General features: G+C 72.2%; 15 protein-coding genes. All 15 read right to left on the bottom strand.

Annotated features, from left to right (window positions below):
* Window positions 1-109: 109 nt before the first annotated feature.
* Window positions 110-1,246 carry a serine hydrolase domain-containing protein gene (locus Q0A33_RS12090; RefSeq protein WP_291796952.1) on the bottom strand — a complete coding sequence of 379 codons (1,137 nt, stop codon included), beginning with the start codon at window positions 1,244-1,246 and terminating at the stop codon, window positions 110-112.
* Window positions 1,247-1,431: 185 nt separating this feature from the next.
* Window positions 1,432-2,895 (bottom strand): APC family permease, encoded by a 1,464-nt coding sequence (locus Q0A33_RS12085; RefSeq protein WP_291796949.1) that lies wholly within the window; start codon window positions 2,893-2,895, stop codon window positions 1,432-1,434.
* A 246-nt stretch (window positions 2,896-3,141) separates the two neighbouring features.
* Window positions 3,142-4,374: an amidohydrolase family protein gene (locus Q0A33_RS12080; RefSeq protein ID WP_291796946.1), complete on the bottom strand. Its 1,233-nt coding sequence runs from the start codon at window positions 4,372-4,374 to the stop codon at window positions 3,142-3,144.
* 175 nt (window positions 4,375-4,549) lie between these two features.
* The gene (locus tag Q0A33_RS12075; RefSeq protein ID WP_291796943.1) at window positions 4,550-5,794 is read right to left on the bottom strand and encodes a M20 family metallopeptidase; all 1,245 of its coding nucleotides are present in this window, start codon (window positions 5,792-5,794) and stop codon (window positions 4,550-4,552) included.
* Between the two features lie 121 nt (window positions 5,795-5,915).
* A complete protein-coding gene (locus Q0A33_RS12070; RefSeq protein WP_291796940.1) occupies window positions 5,916-7,028 on the bottom strand; it encodes a sugar kinase in 1,113 nt (370 codons plus the stop codon).
* A complete protein-coding gene (locus Q0A33_RS12065) occupies window positions 7,025-7,720 on the bottom strand; it encodes a bifunctional 4-hydroxy-2-oxoglutarate aldolase/2-dehydro-3-deoxy-phosphogluconate aldolase (protein ID WP_291796937.1) in 696 nt (231 codons plus the stop codon). The genes Q0A33_RS12070 and Q0A33_RS12065 overlap by 4 nt, the downstream gene beginning before the upstream one ends.
* Before the next feature lie 143 nt (window positions 7,721-7,863).
* Window positions 7,864-9,204, bottom strand: coding sequence for a fumarylacetoacetate hydrolase family protein (locus Q0A33_RS12060; protein ID WP_291796934.1), 1,341 nt, complete (start codon window positions 9,202-9,204; stop codon window positions 7,864-7,866).
* The gene (locus Q0A33_RS12055) at window positions 9,186-10,661 is read right to left on the bottom strand and encodes an aldehyde dehydrogenase (NADP(+)) (protein WP_291796931.1); all 1,476 of its coding nucleotides are present in this window, start codon (window positions 10,659-10,661) and stop codon (window positions 9,186-9,188) included. Before Q0A33_RS12055 ends, Q0A33_RS12060 begins: the two co-directional genes overlap by 19 nt.
* A gap of 64 nt (window positions 10,662-10,725) precedes the next feature.
* Entirely contained in the window at window positions 10,726-12,006 is a 1,281-nt protein-coding gene (locus Q0A33_RS12050; RefSeq protein WP_291796928.1) for a TRAP transporter large permease, read from the bottom strand.
* A gap of 1 nt (window position 12,007) precedes the next feature.
* The gene (locus tag Q0A33_RS12045; protein ID WP_291796925.1) at window positions 12,008-12,649 is read right to left on the bottom strand and encodes a TRAP transporter small permease; all 642 of its coding nucleotides are present in this window, start codon (window positions 12,647-12,649) and stop codon (window positions 12,008-12,010) included.
* The gene (locus tag Q0A33_RS12040) at window positions 12,646-13,743 is read right to left on the bottom strand and encodes a DctP family TRAP transporter solute-binding subunit (RefSeq protein ID WP_291796922.1); all 1,098 of its coding nucleotides are present in this window, start codon (window positions 13,741-13,743) and stop codon (window positions 12,646-12,648) included. Before Q0A33_RS12040 ends, Q0A33_RS12045 begins: the two co-directional genes overlap by 4 nt.
* Window positions 13,740-14,825 (bottom strand): Ldh family oxidoreductase, encoded by a 1,086-nt coding sequence (locus Q0A33_RS12035; protein WP_291796918.1) that lies wholly within the window; start codon window positions 14,823-14,825, stop codon window positions 13,740-13,742. The genes Q0A33_RS12040 and Q0A33_RS12035 overlap by 4 nt, the downstream gene beginning before the upstream one ends.
* A 172-nt stretch (window positions 14,826-14,997) precedes the next feature.
* Complete coding sequence (locus Q0A33_RS12030; protein WP_291796915.1) at window positions 14,998-17,967, bottom strand: UxaA family hydrolase; 2,970 nt, start codon at window positions 17,965-17,967, stop codon at window positions 14,998-15,000.
* Between the two features lie 77 nt (window positions 17,968-18,044).
* Window positions 18,045-19,052 (bottom strand): L-idonate 5-dehydrogenase, encoded by a 1,008-nt coding sequence (locus tag Q0A33_RS12025; protein ID WP_291796911.1) that lies wholly within the window; start codon window positions 19,050-19,052, stop codon window positions 18,045-18,047.
* Window positions 19,053-19,113: 61 nt separating this feature from the next.
* Window positions 19,114-20,595 carry a mannitol dehydrogenase family protein gene (locus Q0A33_RS12020; protein WP_291796908.1) on the bottom strand — a complete coding sequence of 494 codons (1,482 nt, stop codon included), beginning with the start codon at window positions 20,593-20,595 and terminating at the stop codon, window positions 19,114-19,116.
* Window positions 20,596-20,738: the final 143 nt, after the last annotated feature.

The raw sequence follows: 20,738 nt of genomic DNA, 5'->3' as shown, positions 1-20,738 counted from the left end.
GCCGCTACGCAGACGTAACCAACGAGGGCTCAGGGAGGTGCGCGGTCTCAGACCAGCGGAGCTGAGACCAGCGGACCTGGGGCCTGCGGGCCTGGGGCCTGCGAGCCGCTCAGCCGTCCAGCGCGGCGTAGACCGCCTCCACGATCGCCCTGCCGGAGTCGCTGCCCAGGAGCCCGGGCGACATCCTGTTCATCATGTAGCTGATGGTCGCGCCGCGGTCGAGGTCGTTGATGATGATGGATCCGCCCCATCCGCCCCAGAAGCAGACGCGCCCCGTGGGGACGTACGGCTGCGCGGACACCTCGAGCCCGTAGCCGAGCCCGAAGCGGATCGGCGAACCCAGCACCAGGTCCGTGCCGTTGGACTGCTCCTCGAAGATCAGGTCGATCGTGTCCTGCGAGAGCAGCCGCACGCCGTCCACCGCCCCGCCGTTGGCGATCACGGCCTGCGCGCGTGCCACGGAGCGGGCGTTCCCATGCCCGTTCGCCGCACCGATGTCCGCGCCGCGCCACTCCGGCGTCCACGATTCCGCGGCGTCCGGCCCCGGTCCGGTGAACGTCCGCATCGCGATGCTCTCCATGTCCGCGTCCTCGGGCAGCGGGAGGGGCGGCGGCGGGATCACATTCGCCACCCGCCCGAACTCCGAGGCCGGCAGCCCGATGTGGAAGTCGGCACCGAGAGGCTGCGCGACCTCCTCCGCGAAGAACCGGCCCAGCTTCCTGCCGGTGATCCGCCGGACGACCTCGCCGATCAGGTGCCCGTAGTTGAGCGAGTGGTAGCCGGAGGCCGTGCCCGGCGCCCACCAGGGAGCCTGCGCGGCGAGCATGCTCGTGGACGTCTCCCAGTCGTAGAGGTCCGCGACCTCCACGGGCTGCGCCCAGCCGGAGACTCCCGAGGTGTGGGAGAGCAAGTGCCGCACGAGGACGTTCTCCTTGCCGTTCTGCGCGAACTCCGGCCAGTACGCGGCGACCCTCTCGTCCGGGTCGAGCTGGCCGCGGTCGATCAGCATGAGCGCGCAGAGCGCCGTCATCGTCTTGGTCGTCGACCACACATTGGTGAGCGTGTCCCTGGTCCAGGGCCGCGTCCGCTGCTCGTCCGCCCAGCCGCCCCAGATGTCGAGCACCGGTCTGCCCTCGAGGAGTACCGCGACCGAGGCGCCCACGTCCTCACCGGAGTCGATGAGCTCGCTGAGCACTGCGCTGACGGATTCGAACCGTCCGTCGACATCACCGCTGATCTCTGCCACGTGAGCCTCTTCTCTCGCAGGGTGCGCTCCGTTGCGCACGTGCGTTGCAGAGTACCACCGGGAGGGCGCTGCAGACCGGAGCGGTCCGTCGTCCTGTTCCGGTCTGCTGATTCGCCGCGTTTCCGCTGGCCGAGCGGCGAATCAGCAGACGGGAAGCGGCGCGGCGGCGCTTCCCGTCTGCTCGTTCAGCGTCCCCGCTCCGGCAGGAGGACACCGGCCAGGAACACCGCCGCCAGCACCGCACCCCACACTGCAGCGGCAGCGCCGCCGCCCACCAGCAGCGGCAGGTTCCACACGGAGAGCGCGAGCACTCCCAGCAGGCCCAGGCCGCCCAGCGCCGCCGCGCACATCACCGCGCCCGAGGCCGTCCTGGCTGCACCCGCGCGCTCACGCGCGTGCGCCTCGGGTGCGGCACTTCGCCCTGAGGCTCCGAACCGGAGCACGGCCGCACTGGTGAGCGCCATCATGAGGATGACGCCCACGGCGCCGGCACCGGAGTACCAGGTGTAGATCTGGGTGACCGGATGCAGCTGTGCGAGCGCGGAGACCACGACCACCGCCGTCGTCACCCCGCTCACCCACAGGGAGGCGTGCGAGGGAGCGCGGTGCACCGGGTGGGCGCGGCCCAGCCTCTCCGGCAGCACGCCGCGGCCGCCCAGGGTGAACAGGTAGCGGGTGACGATGTTGTGGAAGGCGAGCATGCACGCGAACATGCTGGTCACCACCAGCACCTGGACGATGTCGCGCATGATCGGGGCGACGACCTCGCCGGCCAGACCCACCACCACGCCGTCCGGATTCTCCTCCGCGGCGGCGAGCGCGTCACCGGCGCCCAGGCCGGAGATCACCAGCCAGGCCGAGACCGTGTACAGCACCCCGATGAGGATCACCGCGATGTAGGTGGCACGGGGAACGGTGCGCAGCGGATCCTTCGCCTCGCCGCGGAACACCGCCGTCGCCTCGAACCCGAAGAAGCCCAGGAACGCGAACAGGAGGCCGAGGCCCGGAGCGCCGGACAGGGCCTCGGCGGGGCTGAAGGGCGCGGCGGCGAGCTCCCGGCCGGTGAGCAGCACGCCCACGTCGACGGCGACGACGGCCACGACCTCCAGCACCAGGACCACGCCCAGCACCCTGGCGGAGAGGTCGATCTGCCGGTAGCCCAGCAGCCCCACGATGAGGAGCATGATCCCGGAGATCAGCCACCACGGCAGCTCCAGACCGGTCCACAGCGCGAGCAGATTGCCCGCTTGCACACCCAGGTAGCAGGTCATCGAGACGGTGAGCAGGACATAGGAGAACAGGGCGATCGCCGCGGTGCCCAGCCCCATCCGGCGCCCGAAACCGCGGTGCACATAGGAGTAGAAGGCGCCGGCGTCCGGCACGTGCGGGGTCATCCACGCGTATCCCGCGGAGAACAGCAGGAGGATGAGCGTGGCCGCGAGGATCATGAGCGGCGCGCCCACGGAGCCGGACTCGAGGAGGATGATCGGGAAGTTCGCCGCGACGACCGTGATGGGAGCCGCAGCCGCGACCACCATGAGGACGATGCCGGCGACGCCGAGGCTCCGGGTGAGGGCGGGCCCCTCCGAACCGTGAGAACCGGCCGGCCCGTGTGCCGCGCTCCGCGACGGGGGTCCTGCTGCGCTCATGTCTGCGTTCCCCACCGGCGAGTTCCCGGCATTCGGCTTCCCCACGTTCACGTCGTCCCTCTCCTCGGCTGCCCGCCGCACCGCAGCGGCACAGGGAACGATAGCGGCAACCTGGTACGAGGCCGCCACGGGGCCTGCTTCGCGGACACGGCAGACGGGAAGCACCGCGGCAGTGCTTCCCGTCTGACGACCCTGAGAGCGGCGCCCAGCAGGCGCCCCTCGCGCAGCGCGTGTGCGCCTCCCGGCTCAGCGCTTGCGCGCGCCGCCAAAGAACACGGACTCGACCTGGTTCCGGAGGTCCGCCAGCCCCGTCGCCGCGAGATCACCGTCGAAGACGACGAGGTCCGCCGCCATGCCCTCCGCGACGCGGCCCACGGTCTCGATGCCCATGAGCTCCGCGGCGTTCACGGTCGCCGCACGCAGCGCGTCCTGCGCGGTCATGCCCGCGGAGAACATGAGCTCGATCTCCTCGAGGTTCTCGCCGTGCGGACCCACACCGGCGTCCGTGCCCATGGCGATCTTCACGCCCGCGGCGTAGGCGGCCTTGAACGCCTCACGGTGGGTCTCCGCGACCATGCGCGCCTTCTCCACGACGGCAGGCGGCAGCGCGGCCCCGGCCTCGGCGGACGTGATGACGGCGACCGGGGCCTGGAGCGTGGGGACGAGGAACGCGTCCTTCTCGAGGAAGAGCTGGATGGTCTCCTCGTCGAGGAAGATGCCGTGCTCGATCGAGCGGACCCCGGCGTTGAGCGCATTGCGGATGCCCTGCGTGCCCTGCGCGTGGGACATGACGTAGGCGCCCTGGGTCTCGGCCTCGGCGACGATCGCCTCGATCTCCGCGACCGTGAACTGGCTGTGACGGGGGTCGTCCGTGGGAGAGAGCACGCCGCCGGTGGAGCAGATCTTGATCTGGTCGGCACCCGCACGCAGGATCTCACGCGCCTTGCGGGTGACTCCCTCGATGCCGTCCGCCACGCCGTTGGGCGCACCGGGGTGGCCGGAGAGCATGGGCATCTGCGCGCCCGAGGCCATGCAGCCGTCGCCGTGACCGCCCGTCTGGCTCATGATCGAGATCGCCGCGCGCAGACGGGGGCCGTCGATGATGCCCTTCGCGAGCGCCGCCTTGACGCCCGCGTCGGCACCGCCGGCGTCGCGCGCCGTCGTCACACCCGCGTGGAGGGTCTTGCGCAGGTTCTCCACCGCGTGGAAGAACTTCAGCGAGAAGGGCTCCGTGAACGCGTCCAGGCTGCCTGCGCCGTTGGTGGTGACGTGGACGTGGCAGTCGATGAGGCCGGGGGTGAGCGTCTTGCCGGTGCCGTCGACGAACTCCGCGCCCTCGGCCTCGGCGGACTTCTGCGTGTGCGTCCAGGCCGCCGTGATCTCCGTGATGACGCCGTCGACCGCGACGACGTCGCGCTTGCCGATGAATTCCGTGCCGTCGAAGACCTTCGCGCCGGCGACGATCAGCTTCTCTGCCATGTGGAGCTCCTCTGCTCGTGGATGAGGGTGGATGGTTCTTCCCGGAACGAACCCGCACGGGCGCTTCCCGCGGGCGGAAACCGTCAGTGCGTGCTCACTCCGGAGGGGTCAGGAGGGATGGGGAGGGACCAGGCGGCTCGAACAGCCCTGAGCTGCGCGAACAGCCCTGAGCCGCTCACTCAGCACTGAGCCGGGCGAGCGCCAGATGGGCCAGCGCCGCGGCCTGGTCGCCCAGCACGGAGTCGTCGAACAGGACGAACGGCGAGTGGTTGTCCACGGCGTCCTCGGGCGCGACCTCCGCGGGCCTGGCGCCGAGCATGATGTAGGTGCCGGGCACCTCGTTCAGCACGAACGAGAAGTCCTCGCTGGGCATGATGGGGTGGGGGACCACCTCGACCCGTTCCTCGCCCAGCAGACCGCGCAGCTGCGCGACCGCCCACTCCGTCTCCGCCTCGTCGTTGACCGTGACGGGGTATTCCACGGAGAAGCGGACCTCCGCCGTGCAGCCGTGGGCGGCGGCGATGCCCTCGGCCAGGCGCGCGGACTCGGTGCGGAAGCGCTCCGTCGACTCCGCGGAGAGGGTGCGCACCGTGGCGCCCAGGGAGGCGCTGGCCGGGATGACGTTGACGGCGTCGCCGGCGCTCAGCTGCGTGATCGACATGACGACGGGATCGAACACGTCGAACCGGCGCGTGACCATGTTCTGCAGCGCGAGGATCGTCTCCGCGAGCGCCGGAACGGGATCCGCGGCGTTCTGCGGCTGCGAGCCGTGTCCTCCCGCACCGTGGACCGTCACCTCGAGGACGTTGGAGCCGGCTTGCAGCGGTCCGGGCTTCGTGGCGAAGAGGCCGCGCTCGCGCGTGCTCGTCACGTGCGCGCCGAATGCGGCGCTCACCCGCACGCCCGAGGCCTCGAGCACGCCCTCCTCCAGCATCACCTTCGCGCCGTGGTGGCCCTCCTCGCCCGGCTGGAACATGAACACGACGTCACCGGCGAGTGCGTGCCGGTGCGCCGCGAGCAGCCGTACGGCACCCACCAGTCCCGCCGTGTGGAGGTCGTGGCCGCAGGCATGCATGCGGCCGTTCTCCGAGCGGTAGGGCAGATCCGTGAGCTCCGTGACGGGCAGGGCGTCCATGTCCCCGCGGAGCAGCACTGCGGGAGCGCCTTCGGCCGGACGGGAGGGGTGCGTGCCGCGCAGGACCGCCACGACCGAGGTCGCACCGACCCCCTGCGTCACCTCGAGCGGAAGGCCCTCCAGCGCTGCGAGGACGCGTGCCTGGGTCTCCGGCAGGTCGTTGCCCAGCTCCGGGTTCCGGTGGAGCTCGCGGCGGAGCTCCTGGAGCTCGGGGAGGAGTGCGGAGGCCTCGGTGACGAGGCGAGTGGCGGCCGGGTCGCCTGAGCCGGTGGCGGGAGCGGGCACGGTGGGAGTCCTCTCGGAGGGAGACGGGGAACACATCTGCTGAGGCAATTATGCGCCCCCGCGCACGGGTCTCTCCCGCCGCGTCCACTCTGCGGCGGGACCGCACTCGCCCGGCCGCCGCTCAGCGCTGGACGGGGTCCGCTCCCGCGGCGCCGAAGGAGGCGAGGTCACGCGGAGTGGGCGCGCCCTCCCAGTCGCCCGGCGCGGTGCACATGTACGCGCCGCAGGCATTCGCACGGATCAGACGCTCCTCCACGCCCAGGCCCCCGAGACGTCCGCTGAGATAGCCGGCGACGAAGGAGTCCCCCGCACCCACCGTGTCGACGACGCTGATGCGGTGGCCGTCCACCTGCACCTCCCGCAGAGCTGCGCCGTGTGCAAGCGACTCCGCACCCGCAGCCTCACCGGTGACGAAGACGGCGGCGCCGTCCTCACCCAGCTTCGCCACGACCTCGGCGGCGAGACGCGGCGCGTGGGAGACACCCGCAGAGTCTGCCCGCTCCTTCAGAGACTCCCGCACTGCGGCATGGTTCGGCTCCGTGCCCAGCACCAGAGCGAGTTCGTCCACGGCGCCGAAGAGGATGTCCGCGGACTCCGCGAACTCACTCAGCACCTCCGCCGCGACGCTCTCCGGGGCGAGCGCCCTGCGGTAGTTCACGTCGAAGCTCACCGGCACGCCTGCGGCCCGGGCCCGGCGCACGGCGGTCCGGCAGGCCTCGCGCGCGGAGTCTGAGAGCAGCGGGGTGATGCCGGTGAGGTGCAGCAGCGCCGCCTCCTCGACGGCTCCGGGCACCAGATCGTCCGGGCTCAGCCGGGAACCCGCCGACCCGCTGCGGTAGTAGAGGACGCGCGCGGTGCCGGGACCGGTGAGCTCCTTGAGCATGAGGCCGGTGGGCGCATCCGGGTCCACGATTCCGCGCACCTCGACGTGCTCGCCGCGCAGCTCGCGGACCACCCGGCGGCCCAGGGAATCGTCGCCCACACGGCCGATCCACCGCACCGGGGTCCCCAACCGGCTCAGCCCCACTGCGACGTTCGACTCCGCGCCGCCGATGCTCACGTGCATCTGGTCCACGTGCGCGAGCGACCCCATCCGCGCCCCGGTCATGAGGGCCATCGTCTCCCCCAGCGTGACGACGGGAGCGGGCGAGACAGGAGAGCTCGCACTGCCGCCGGCATCCGCGCCCGAGGCCCGGGCTGCCTGCGGGTCCGCGTCTCCGCGGGCGCCGGTCATGCCTGCGCTCCCGCCGCGCCCGCGTCCCGCGCACATGCGGCGACGAACGTCCGCGCGCGCTCTGCGAGAGCGTCCAGGTCACCGCCCTTGAAGGCGTCGCCCAGGAGCGGGCCGCCCACGCTCACGGCCTCGGCGCCGGCGGCCAGCCAGGCCTGGGCGGCCTCGAGGTCCACACCGCCGGAGGGCACCACGCGCATGTCCGGGAACGGACCGCGCAGGTCCTTGACGTAGCCGGCGCCCACGGCGCTGGCAGGGAAGACCTTGACGGCGGCGGCGCCGCGGCTCCACGTCGAGTGCAGCTCCGTGGGGGTGAGCCCGCCGGGGATGGCGGGCAGACCGCGTTCCACCGCACGGTCCATCACCGGCAGCACCGAGACCGGCGTGACGAGGTAGTGCGCACCGGCGTCCGCGGCGAGGTCCACCTGCTCCGGCGTCGTCACCGTGCCCACGCCCATGTCCGCCTCCGCACCGAACCTCTCGACCAGGCCCGGCAGCGCCTCGAACGTGCCCGGCGTGGTGAGGGTGAGCTCGAAGCTGCGGACGCCCGCGGCGGCGAGCACCTCGATGACGGGCGCGTAGTCCTCCGCCCGCTGTGCCCGCATCACCGCGATGAGGCGGGACTGCAGCGTGCGTGCGGGGAGGTCCGGGCGCTCGCTCGCACCGGCAGAGGCGGGCGTGGAGGGATGTGACATGAGGCGTCTCCTCGTTCGGGTCCGGTTCGGACCGGTCGGACAGGTGTGGGTTCTCAGGTGTGGATTCTCTGCCACCGTGCAGCCACTCTGCCACCCACCCATACGTGGGCGGCAGAGCGCACTCACGGCCACGGCTCACGCCGCTACGCCCGCAGGCCCACCCGTGTGAGGTCCGCGAACAGCGCGCGCGTGCCGTACGTCCACGGCGCGAGCTCCTCCGTGCGCCCCACGGCGTTGACGAGCCTGCCCAGCAGCGGGTTCTCGATCGTCACACGGTCGCCCGGCGCATGGGTGAAGCCCTCGCCGGGAACGCCGCGATCCTCCGTGGGGGCGAACAGCGTGCCCGTGAGGATGACGCAGCCGTCCGGATACTGGTGGTGACGTCCCAGCGCGGCCTCCACGAGCCTCTCGAACGTGCGGCTGAGCGAACCGCACGTGTTGAGCCCGGTGAGGACGTAGCCGTCGCCGCCGGCGGCCTCGGGCGCGCCCTCCACCGTGAGCTCGATGGAGACGGTCCGCGCGTCCTCGAGCGTGAAGCCCTCGTCGAACACGCGGATGACGGGCCCCAGCGCCGTCGAGCGGTTGTTGTCCTTCGCCATGCCCAGCAGCAGCGCGGAGCGGCCCTCCACGTCGCGCAGGTTGACGTCGTTGCCCAGCGTCACCCCGGCGATCCGGCCCTCCGCCGTCACCACGAGGGTGAGCTCCGGCTCCGGGTTGTTCCACGCGGAGAACGCGGGGATGCCGATCGCGTCGCCCGTCCCCACGGCGGAGAGCACCGGTCCCTTCGTGAACACCTCCGGGTCCGGCCCCAGCCCCACCTCGAGGTACTGCGACCACCAGCCGAGTGCCAGCAGCTGCTCCTTGACGGCGGCGGCCTCGGCGGAACCCGGCACCACCGCGCCCAGGTCCACGCCCACGGCGGCCTGCATCTCCTCACGGATCCGCTGCGCACGGGCCGGGTCGCCCTGCGCGCGCTCCTCGATGAGGCGTTCGATCATGGAGCCGGCGAACGTCACGCCGCACGCCTTGAGCACCTGCAGGTCCACCGGCACCAGCAGGGTGGGGGCGGTGGGCCGGGCCGGATCCTCGCCGGCGGCCAGCTGGGCGGGCCGGCGCACCTCGTCGATGCTCCAGGTGGGGGCGGTCGCGTAGACCTGCGCCAGGTCCTCAGCCAGCGCGGGCCTCTCCATCAGTGTCGCCGAGGTGCCCGCCAGGTGCGAGACGTCCCACAGCCCGGTGCCCCGGTAGGCCCCGGGCCCGGGCACGCCGCGCGCCGGCTCCCAGACCCTGCCCACGAAGGTGCCCGAGGTCTGGTCGACGGGGAGGACGTCGCGGAGGTTCGGTGCGGGGAACGCGCTGCCGCGGGAGGCACCCGCACCCACGGACTCGCTCGCGGGAGCACCCGTCCCGGCCACGCTGGCCGCCGCCGCAGCCGCCGCCGCAGCAGCCGAGGCGTCACCCGCCGTCACTGCGCCGCCACCCATTCGCCGTCCACCCGGCGGGCGATGCCCAGCGGATTGGCCTCCTGCAGCTCCGGCGGCAGCTGTGCGTCCTCCATGTCCTGGAACGCCACCGGCCGCAGCCAGCGCCCGATCGCCGCCGTGCCCACGCTCGTGGCGTGCTGAGTGGCCGCGGGGTAGGGGCCGCCGTGCTGCTGCGCGTAGGACACGGTCACGCCGGTGGGCCAGCCGCCGCGCAGCACGCGGCCGCACCGGTCCTGGAGGAGCTGCACCACGCGGGCCGTGTCCTCGCCGTCCGCGGAGTGGAGCGTGCCGGTGAGCTGTCCGCCCAGCAGGCCGAGCACGCGTTCGAGCTCCTCGGCATCCGCATAGGTGATGAGCACCGCCGCCGGGCCGAACATCTCCCGGCGGACGACCTCGGAGTCCTCGCCCAGCTCCGCCGCACGCACGCTGAGCACACCGGGCGCGGGCGGGTTCTCCGCGCTCCCCTCCACGAGCACGCTCACCCCGTCCGAGGCCGCGACGGCCTCGCGGTTGACCACGAAGCCGTCCCGGATGGCCTCCGTGAGCATGCCCGCACCCAGGTCCGCCTCCGCGGCGAGGCCGGGCAGCACACGGGCAGCGGCCTCGGCGCCGGCCTCCGGGAGCAGCAGCAGACCGGGCTTGGTGCAGAACTGGCCCACGCCCATCGTCAGCGAGCCCATCCAGCCGGCGAGGATCTCCTCGCCGCGCTCGGCCCAGGCGGCCTCCGTGACGACCACGGGGTTGAGCGAGCCCAGCTCGCCGTAGAACGGAATGGGCTCCGGGCGGGAGACCGCGCGGTCGAACAGCGCACGGCCTCCGGCCTCGGACCCGGTGAAGCCCACGGCCTTCACCAGCGGGTGGTCGACGAGCGCCTCGGCGGCCTCGCGGCCGGTGACCGCGCCGAACAGGCCGGCGGGTGCGCCCGCGGCGGTGAGCGCGTCCGCGACGATCTGCGCGGTCCGCGCGGCCAGCTCCGCGTGCGCCTCGTGGAGCTTGTGCACCACGGCGCAGCCGGCGGCGAGCGCGGAGGCGGAGTCGCCGCCGATCACGGAGAACGCGAACGGGAAGTTCGAGGCGCCGAAGACGCCCACGACCCCCAGCGGCACATTCATCCGGCGGAGGTCCGGGCGGGGGCCCATCCCCCAGTCCGCATCCGCGTGGTCGACCGTCGCGCCGAGGAACTCGCCGCGACGGGCCTCCTCGCCCAGCAGCCGGAGCTGGAAGGCGGTGCGGGTGAGCTCGCCGCCCAGACGGCCGTCCGGCAGATGCGATTCACGGCCGGCGATCTCCACGAGCTCCGTCCGGTGGGATTCGAGCGCGTCCGCGATCGCGTCCAGCCACGCCGCACGCTCCTCACGGGAGTGCGTGCGGGCCGTGAGGAACGCGGCGTGCGCGGCGCGGACCGCCTGGTCCGCCCCGTCCGCGCCGGTACGAGCCTGAGCGTGTGCGGGTGTCATGGATTCTTCCTTCCATTCGGCGGCTGAGGATTCCACACTATTGGCGATCGGCGTCCAGTCATGCTCACACCATCCCCAGCAGTCCCGGCAGCCACAGGCTGAGCACGGGGATGAAGGCGATGAGCAGCAGCGTCACCAGCATCGGGACGAAGAACGGCAGCGCGCCCCTGATCACCGTGGTGACCGGATACTTCGTCACCGAGGAGAGCACGAACAGCACGAGGCCCACCGGCGGGGTGAGCAGTCCGATCATGAGGTTGAAGATCATCATGGTGCCGAAGTGGATGGGGCTCAGTCCGAACGCCTCGGCCACCGGCACGAGGACGGGCGCGAGGATGAGGATCGCGCTCGTGGGTTCGAGGACCGCGCCGACGATGAGCAGCAGGATGTTCGCGAGGATGAGGAACACCAGCGGGCGGTCCGTGATGTGGAGGATGAGCTCGGCGGCGAGCTGCGGTGCCTGCTCGCGTGCGAGCACCCAGCCGAACAGGGCGGCGCCGGCGACGATGATGAGCACTCCGCCCACCGTCTCCACGCTCGTGGACAGGGCATACCTGACCTTGTCCCAGCCCAGGTTGCCGTAGCAGGCCGCCAGGATCGCGATGTAGGCCACGCCCACGGCCGAGGCCTCCGTGGGGGTGAAGATGCCGGAGAGGATGCCGCCGAGGATGACGACCGCAGCGCCCACCGGCGGCAGCGCCCTCACCCCCAGGCGCATGCGTTCGCGCCGGCTCGCCTTCTCCATGCGCAAGTCCTCGCGCCCCCGGGTGAGGAACCAGACCATGGCGGAGAGCGCGGCGACGAGCACGAGCGCCGGCACGATCCCGGCCATGAACAGCGCGCCCACGGAGACGCCCGCGGTGACGGCGTAGATGATCGCCGGGATGGACGGCGGCATCATGGGCGCGATGAGCGAGGACGCACCGGTGATGCCCAGGGAGAAGCCGGGTGAGTAGCCGCGGCGCACCATCGCCGGCACCTGGATGCGGCCCATCGCGGCGGCATCGGAGATCGCCGCGCCGGAGATCCAGGAGAAGCCGAAGCTCGTGAGGATGTTGACGTAGCCCAGCGAGCCGCGCACGTGCCCGATCGCCGCGACGGCGGCGTCGTAGAGCCGGTCGGTGACCCCGGAGATGTTCGCGAGGTTGCCCAGCAGGATGAACATCGGGACCGCGAGGATCGCGAAGTCGAACACGCCCGCGGTGGCCTGCTGGGCGGCGAGCGCCAGCGTCGCCGTGGGGTCGAGGAGGATGTAGACGAGCGAGGGGACGATGAGCGCCACCCCGACGGGCACCCGCAGGGCCAGCAGCACCAGCAGGGCGAGGACCATGATGAGAAGAGTCATGTCAGATGCCCTCCAGCTCCGCGGCCTTCATGACCGGGTCGAGTTCGTCCTCGGGGTGCCTGATCTGCAGGTACAGGGCGAGGATCGCATGGATGAAGATGCCGATGAAGCCCACGACGGCGGCGCCGTAGAGGAGCGTGGTGGGCAGGCTCGTCGCCGGCAGCGAGACGCCGCTGACGAGCACCACCATGGCGATGCCGGCGATGCTCATGACGGCCGCGGTGAGGATCACCACGAGCTCGGCGAACATGCCCACGGCCCGGCTCACACGCGGCGTCACCGCGGTGGCGAGCAGGTCGCCCGTGATGTGCGCCCGGCGGCTGGAGACGAACATGGCCGCGAGGAAGGTCAGCCAGACCATCACGATGCGGGCCAGCTCCTCCGTCCAGGAGAGCGGCGAGCTGAACACGTAGCGCGACACCACCTGGGTGAGCACGAGGACGAAGACGCCCAGGAGGAACACGCTCGCGACGGAGCGCTCCAGGCGGATGATCCACCGGTAGATCCCTGAACTCTGCTCGAGCCTGTCCTGCCGGAAGCTGAGGTCCTCCGCCGCGTCGTCCGGGAGGTCTGCCGAGGCCGCGGCGCCTGCCGCGCCCTCGGGCTCTGCCGGCTGCGCGGGGCCGGGTGTCTGCGCGCTCATGACTGCTCCTCCGTCTTCTCGTCAGCGAACACCGGGGAGTCCTCCGGGTCGGTGCCCACCACGGTGGGCGTGTCCGCGGCGAGCTCCTCCTGCACCTCCAGGTACAGATCGCCCCATTCCTTGGCGGGCAGCAGGTTCTCCTTCACACCCTGCTGGAAGGCCTCCGAGTCGATGTCCTCGACGATCTCGATGGTGCCCTCGGCGCGCCACTGCTCGAGGATCTCCCGCTCCTCGTCCTCGATGCACTTGAGGTTGGCCAGGCGGGCGGAGTCCGCGGCCTCGAGCACGGCCGTCCGCTCGTCCTCGCTGAGCCCCTCCATGAACTTCTCGCTCGCGACCAGCTGCACGCCCTGCACCATGTGGCGGGTGAGGCTCACGGTGGACTGCACCTCCTCGAACTTGTTCGAGGCGATGGTCGGGATGGGGTTCTCCTCCGCATCGATCGCGCCCTGCTGCAGGCCCAGGTAGACCTCGGAGAGCGCCATCGGTGTGGCCGTGCCCCCGAGCGCCCGGAGCGTCTCGAGGTAGAGCGCGGCATCGGGCGTGCGGATCTTGAGCCCGCGGAGGTCCTCGGGCGAACGCACCGGCTTGTTCGCCGTGATGTTGCGGGCACCGTAGTACCAGGAGCTGAAGACGCGCAGGCCGGTCTCCTCGGCCATGTCGTCGTACAGGTGCGTGAGCAGGGGGCTGCGGGTGGCGCGGTCGTATTCGCGGCTGTTCTCGAAGAGGAACGCTCCGTCCACCACCTCGGCGGCCGGATACCAGGCGCCGAAGAAGGAGCCGCCGGAGATGCCGATGTCGAGTGCGCCCGTCGCGACCTGCTCGATGATCTCCGGCTCGCCGCCCAGCTGTCCGGCCGGATACACCTTGAGGTCGATGCCGTCCTGGGCGAGCTCCTCCTTCATCGTCGCAGTCCCGCACGTGTTGGCGGGGTGGCCGGGCTCGTAGACGTTCGCCAGGCGCACGACCGTGGCATCCGGGTCCGGCGCCTCGGCGGCGAAGCCGCTGATGTCGACCGGCTGCATGAGGCTGCAGCCGCTCAGTGCCAGGGCGCTCGCGCCTGCCGCGAGCGCGGTGAGCGTCTTCCTTCTCATGACTCCTCCATCGCAGTCGTCTCCGTTCCGTCCGTCTCCGCCGGGGCGGGCAGCTCCATGCCGAGGTCGCGGGCGAGCACCCGCAGGTCCGCGACGAGCCCGGCGCCCAGCGTGAGGCGCTCCGCGTGCCGCCGGTGCAGCGCGTACTCCTTCTCCCCCGGCACGAGCACGTCCGTGCCGGCCCCGTGCACCGCACCCGCGAGGTCGTCCACGCGGGCCTCGACCGTACTCCTTCCCGCGAAGGCGCCGGTGTCGAGGACGAGGAGCAGGTGGCCGTTGTTCATCCGCGCGTCCGGGCTCTTCCAGATGTCCTGCGTGTCGAACGCGAACGTGGCCGGGGTGAGTGCGGCGGACAGCCCTTCGAGCAGGACGGAGAGCCCTGAGCCCTTGTGGCCCCCGAACGGCAGCAGCGCACCGCCGATCGCGGCGTCCGGGTCCGTGGTGGGCTCGCCCTGGGCGTCCACCGCCCAGCCCGCGGGGATCTCACGACCTGCCTGCTTGGCCGCCATCACCTTGCCGAGCGCACCCGCCGAGGTCGCCATGTCGACCGTCAGGGGGTCGCCGGTGCTCGGCATCGCGACCGTGAGCGGGTTGGTGCCCAGCACGGTGCGCACGCCGCCGTAGGGGGCGGTGACGGGTCCCGTGGTCGAGGTGAGGATGCCGATCATGCCCTGTGCCGCGAGCTGGTCCGTCCAGAACTGCCCCGCACCGTAGTGGCTGGAGTTGTGCACCGCGAGGGCGCTCACACCGTGCGCGGCGGCGTGGTCCAGGCTCCAGTCCACCGCCGCCTGCATCACGACCTGGCCGAGGCCCGCGTCGCCGTCGAGCGTGCCGGTGGCGCCGTCCGCGTTCTCGAAGCGCAGCTGCGGGCGTGCGGAGATGCCGCCGTGCCGCAGCGCGCTCACGTAGAGCGGCAGGCGCAGGAGGCCGTGCGAGCCGATGCCCCGCTGGTCCGCCTCCACGAGCGAGCGGGCGACGAGCGCGGCGTCCGGCTCCGGCACCCCCTGGGAGACGAGGGCTGCGCGGGCGAAGCCCACCAGCTCGTCGACCGCGAAGAGGCGGTCCCTCTCGTCCTGCGTCATTGCTGTTCCTCCGATTCCTCAGTGAATCCGTGACGTGGTGTTCCGTCTGTGTGCGAAAAGGTGTCAGTGTGCGAAGGGCTGTCTGTGTGCGGGGCCGGCCGCTGCTCCTCCGCGCGCCCGGGCGGTCCGGCGCAGCTGTGCGCCGACCGCGTTCAGTGCCGTGCGGGGGCGCTCACAGTGAGACTCCGAAGCGCCCGCGCGACACCTGGAAGCCCACATTGGCCCGCGGTCGCGTCGCCTGGACGAACGCGCCCGCGGCGGCCTGGGCGACCGCGGTCAGGATCGCCTCGAGCGCGGCGTCTGAGGCTCTGCCCGTGCCGCCGGCGGCCACCCCGCCCGAGTCCGGCTCGCCCTCCGCACCGTCCTCCCGCGGGAGGTCCAGCACGAGGTCCATGCCCTGTGCCCGGCCCGCCGTGCCCACCTGGACGGTCGGCAGGAAGCGGTGCGGCTGGCGGGGGTGTAAGTCCGCGAACACCACGAGCACGCTCGCGCCCGAGGCGCCCAGCCCCGTGGCCGTCTCCAGCCAGTCCGAGGAGGAGTCGTCCATGAGGTGCAGGCCGGGGACCCGGACCTGGGCGGCATGCGGGAGCGTGGGCTCCGGGTGCGGGCCGAGGCCCAGGGGTAGGAGGAACGACTCCTGCTCCAGCACGGGATCACTCGCGGCGAGGAGCACCCCGGTGCCTCCCGCCAGGAGCCTGCGGACCAGCGCGGCGACCAGGGGCGCGGTGCGCGCGGCGTTCCTCGCGGAGGTGGAGATGCCCACGAGGGGCGCGGGCCCGCCCTCGGTGTTCGGGGCGCCCTCGGCGGCGAGGGCGCTCGCGGCCTCGCCCTCCGCCCCGCGGACGCGCGCCGCGCTGTGAGCTTCCTCCTTCGCAGGTGCGCCGGTGCCTGCGGCGCGCCCCGTCCTCGCGGCCTGCGCGCCTGCGAGCGCGGAGACGACGTGCTCCGTGACGCGGGCGATCCCGCCCTCGGCCTGGATGCTCGCCCAGTCGAAGTCACCGGCGTCCACCCCGCGCGCGGCGAGGGAGTCGCGGAAGAAGTCGTTGTGGGTCTTCTCGCAGCCGTGCTCCAGGAACACGGCGTGCGCGGTGAGGGGATGCGTGGCGTAGCCCAGCAGCGTGTCCCGGAAGATCTCCTCGGCGCTGCCGGAGGACACGCCGCAGCCCTCCGTGTGGGAGAGCGCCACGACGGGCAGAGCGCCCGAGGCGCCGGCCTGCCCACGGGAGGAACCGGCCGCGTCACCGGAGGCGCCGGCCTGCTCACCGGTCACGCGCGCGGCGATCTGCTCCGCCACCTGGCCGGAGCACAGGCTGGTGGGCAGCACGAGGTCGAAGCGGTTGCCGGCCACGACGATCTCCGGTGCCGCAGCCACGCCGGCCAACTCCGCAGCCGCACCGGCCGGTGCCGTCGGAGCGGCACCGGAGCTGGCCTCGGGCCCCTCCCCTGCACCGGTGCGCGCGTCCGCGCCGGATCCACCCAGCGGCAGCAGGGGCTCCCCCGTGAAGGAGCTGCGGTCCCTGCCGGCGGCTCCGGCCGTCCCGTCCGCGGTGCTGCGGAAGTGCCAGCTGCGCCAGATCTGCGTCTGCGACTGCCGGCTCGCCTCGCCCTTGGCGGGCTGTCCGCCGGCGGTCGCCACCGCCAGCTCGAACAGCTCCTGCCCCTCCGCGTCCATCGAGTGGCCGTCGAGGATGCGGCCGGCGTTGAAGTCCATGTCGCTTTCCAGATGCCGGAACCGCGCGGTGGTCGTGACGACCTTGAGCGTGGGCACGAAGGGGAAGTTCGTGATGGACCCGTTGCCGGTGGTGAAGATGATGAGGTTGGCGCCGCTCGCCACCTGGCCCGCCACGGATTCGAGGTCGTTGCCCGGGCTGTCCATGAAGTAGAAGCCGGGCCGGTCCATGGGCTCCGCGTAGTCGATGACGTGGTCGATGGCGGTGCGCGGGTCCTTCTTACGTGCTGCGCCCAGCGACTTCAGCGTGATGTTGTAGAGCCCGCGGTAGATGTTCCCGCCGGACACGTTGCCCTCCGCGGTGTGGCCGTGCGCCTGCGCGTAGTCCTTGAAGCGCTGCTGGATCTCCAGGAACCGGTCCGTGACGGAGGCATCCGCCACGCGGGCGAGTGTGAAGACCTCGGAGCCGATCAGCTCGTCCGTCTCCGCGAGGCCCACCGCGCCGCCGTGATCGATGAGCGTGTGCATCGCCCGGCCGAGGACCTGGTTGGCGGAGACGCCGGAGAACGCGTCGGAACCGCCGCACTGCATCCCCACCTTGAGCGCGCTCAGCGGGGCCGGCTCACGCACACAGCTCTTCACCCGCTCCACCACGGACTCCGCGGCCGCGACGATCCCCGCCACGGCCTCCTCCGAGGCGTCCGCGGCCAGGCAGAACCGCACCGTGTACTCGTGGGGCGAATGGGGCAGCTCACCCAGCGCCGCGAGCACGTCACGGTTGCTCACGGCGGCCTCGGGGTCCCCCACGACGATCGCCGCACCCACATTGGGGTTCACCGCGAATCCGGCCAGGGTCCGCACGAGCAGGGGTGCGTTGAGCGGGGCATCATCGCCGCCGCCCTCCGTGTGGACCACCGGGACGACGCCGTCGAAGCCCTCCGTCGCAGGGTGCCTGCGCGCCAGCTCGTCGGCCGCCGCGAGCACCGCCGCGCGGGAGCGGGAGGTCGTGCCGATCACCGCGAGGTGGTTGCGCGTGCCCCAGCCCCGTGACGGCCCGCGGCGGTATCCGGGGAAGGTCCGCTCGCCCGTGTGCGCCGGCGCATTGTGGCCGAACACCGGCGCCTGCGGCAGCGTGCGCTCGGCGACGGTGTCCCGATCGCTGAAGTTCACGACCGGCGGGGACTCCTGCGGGAAGTCCTGCGGGTTCCGCTGCAGCAGCACCTCGCGCATCTTCTCATTGCAGACGTAGTCACCCGGTGCGAGGTCCGCAAGCGCCGTGCCGAAGGGCAGACCCCAGGACAGCAGCGGCTCGCCCGCACGCACCGGACGCACGCAGATCCGGTGTCCCTGCAGCACGGCGTGCCGCAGGACGACCGGAGCGCCCTCGATGTCGAGGCGCTGACCGGCCTCGAGCCTCTCCGGCACGATGGCGACATTGTCCTCGGGGGTGGGGAGGATGTACGTGGGAGGCATTGTTCGCGTCCTGTCTGCGGGTGGGTGGTCTGGGTGCGGCTCAGTGCGGCTCAGTGCGGCTCAGAGCTCGACGAGGATCAGAGCTCGATGAGGACCTTGCCGGAGACCGCGGAGTCCCGGGCCACGTCGAAGGCGGCCACGGCCTCGGCCGCGGGGAGCACGTGCGTGACGATCACCTCGCTCAGCCCGGGGTGCGCGGCGAGCATCTCCACCGCGTCGTCGATCTCCGTGTCGAAGCGGAAGGTGCCGCGCAGCTGCAGCTCCTTGGAGACCAGCCGGGAGAGGTTGGCGCCCAGCGGCACATCCGGGAGGATGCCCACCTGCACGATGGTGCTCGCCGGGCGCGCCGAGAGCACTGCCTGGCTCAGCGAGGCCGGAGCTGCGGAGCACTCGAAGACTACGTCGTAGGCGTCCGCCGGCACCTCGTCGGCGCCCACGAGGAGTGCGGCGTCCGCGCCGAGGGCACGGGCCCGCTCCAGTGCCGTCTCCTGGATGTCGCCCACCGCCACGTGCGCGGCACCACGGCTCCGAAGGGCCGTGAGCGCCAGCAGGCCCACCGGGCCTGCGCCCAGCACCAGCACGCGCTTGCCGGACACGTCACCGGCGACGGTGAGCGCGTGGAGCGCCACGGCGAGGGGCTCGGCGAGTGCGGCATCGCGCAGGCCGAGGCCCGTGGGCAGGACGCGGACCATGCTCCGCTCCACCACGAGGAGGTCCGCGAGCGCGCCCTGGCAGTGCGGGGTGCTCGAGGCGCTGCCGAGGTACTGGCCCTGGGGCCACAGGTGCGGGTGGTCCTCCAGCCCCGGCTGGGACTGGCCGTAGCGCGCCGGATGCACGGTCACGGCGGTGCCGGGGGCCAGCTGTCCGGAGGGGTCGAGGTCGACCTCCGCGGAGAGCTCATGACCGGGGATCAGGGGCTCCCGGATGACGTTCTCGCCGTTCGCACCGTTGAAGTAGTAGTGCAGGTCGGAGCCGCAGATGCCCACGTAGCGCACGCGCAGGCGCACCTGGTCCGGGCCGGGCTCCGGCACCGGCGCGTCCTCCCAGTCCATCTGGGCCGCAGCCTGGATCCGCAGTGCTCGCATCGTGTCTCTCTTCCGGGTGCTCAGGGGGTCGTGTGTCTGGTGCGGCATGACGCCGCGGCTCTCAGTCCGCACGGGCGGCTCCCGCCTCCGCGACCGCGGCACGGGCTCCGTGCCGCACCAGGGTGCTCAGCAGCTCCGCCGTGCGGGCGGCGAAGCCCTCGTGTCCGGCGAGCGCCGGCGGGAAGAGCCCCGCGTCGAGGATGCGGCGCACGTGGTCCTCGACCCCGGCGGCGCCCCGTACGGCTTCTGCGAGACGCTCCCCGGCGGGCTCGACGATCCGCTCCGCGAGCGGGCCGGGAGCGAATCCGGCCGGGGGCGCCGTGCATGCGATCCAGGCGGCCATGCTCAGCGCCAGATGGTGCGGCATCGCGCCGCGGTCCAGGGAGTGCAGCGCGGCGCCGGTGAGCCGCTGGACCAGCTTGGAGGAGCCGTCCGAGCCCACCTGCGTGGTGGCGTGGCGGATGAGGGGGTTGCCCCAGCGCCGGGAGAGCAGAGCCAGGTGCGCTTCCAGATCGAACCCGGCGGGCAGCGTGAAGGAGGGCAGGAAGTCGTTCCGGATCGCTGCGTCCACCGCCGTGCGCACGAAGTCCTGGCTCCAGGATTCGGCGATGGTCTCGCGGCCGGAGAGCACACCCAGATAGGCGATGAGCGAGTGCGGGCCGTTGAGCAGGCGCAGCTTGACCATCTCATAGGCGTCGACCTCGTCGGAGAAGACGGCGCCGGCCTGCTCCCATGCCGGACGGCCGCCGGCGAAGTCGTCCTCCATGACCCACATGGAGAAGTCCTCGGCCGGCACCGGGCAGGCGTCCTCGAGGCCGAGGAGCTCCGCCACCTGCCGGGAGTGCTCTGCCGTGGTGCCGGGGACGATCCGGTCGACCATGGTGTTGGGGAAGGAGACGGCGGAGGCGACGTAGTCCAGCACGTCCTGGGACGCATCCGCCGCCTGCAGGAACTCGAGGACGACGCCGCGCGTGGCGGCACCGTTGGACTGCAGGTTGTCGCAGGAGGCGACGGCGAAGGGCTCGCCGCTCGCGGCGCGGGCCTCCAGGCCTCGGGCGATCATCCCCACGCCCGTGGACGGCGCGGCCGGCTGCCGGAGGTCCGCGGCGACGCGAGGGTCTGAGACGGCGAGGCGGCCGGTGGCCCCGTCCCGGCTGTAGCCCAGCTCGGAGATGGTGAGGGTGAGGACGCGGTGTGCGGGATCCGCGATCGCGGAGACGACGGCGGAAGGGTCCTGCGCGGCGATCGCGGTGTCGCGGTGGACGTCGACCACGCCTGCCTGCACACCGTCCTCGGTGAGCTGGAGGATCGAGTACACGTTGTCCTGTGCCCGCATGGGCTCCGCCACGCGGCCGGAGGAGAAGGCGAAGCCGCGGATGCCCCACTCGCCCCCTGCAGCGGCCATCGCCTGCGCGGTGTGCACGGCGGCGTGCGCGCGGTGGAAGTTGCCCAGGCCCAGATGGACGATGCCGGTCCGTTCCGGCGCGGAGGCTCCGATGAGGGCACGGCGGGGCAGCGTCTCCCGTCCGAGTCGCTCGGTCATGACTGCGCTGTCCTCTCCCTGCGGTGCGGCCGGCATCACTGCCCCGCCAAACATATAGCAAAATCACATTTCAGATAGTTCAGCCAAGGATAGGGGCGTGGGACACGGAGCGCAATGGGTGTCCGCGGACGCTGAGGGAGGGG

The sequence above is a fragment of the Brevibacterium sp. genome (assembly GCF_022712115.1).
GTDB lineage: Bacteria > Actinomycetota > Actinomycetes > Actinomycetales > Brevibacteriaceae > Brevibacterium > Brevibacterium salitolerans.
The sequence above is the reverse complement of the archived record's forward strand: the minus strand, read 5'-3'. Positions and strand labels throughout refer to the sequence as shown.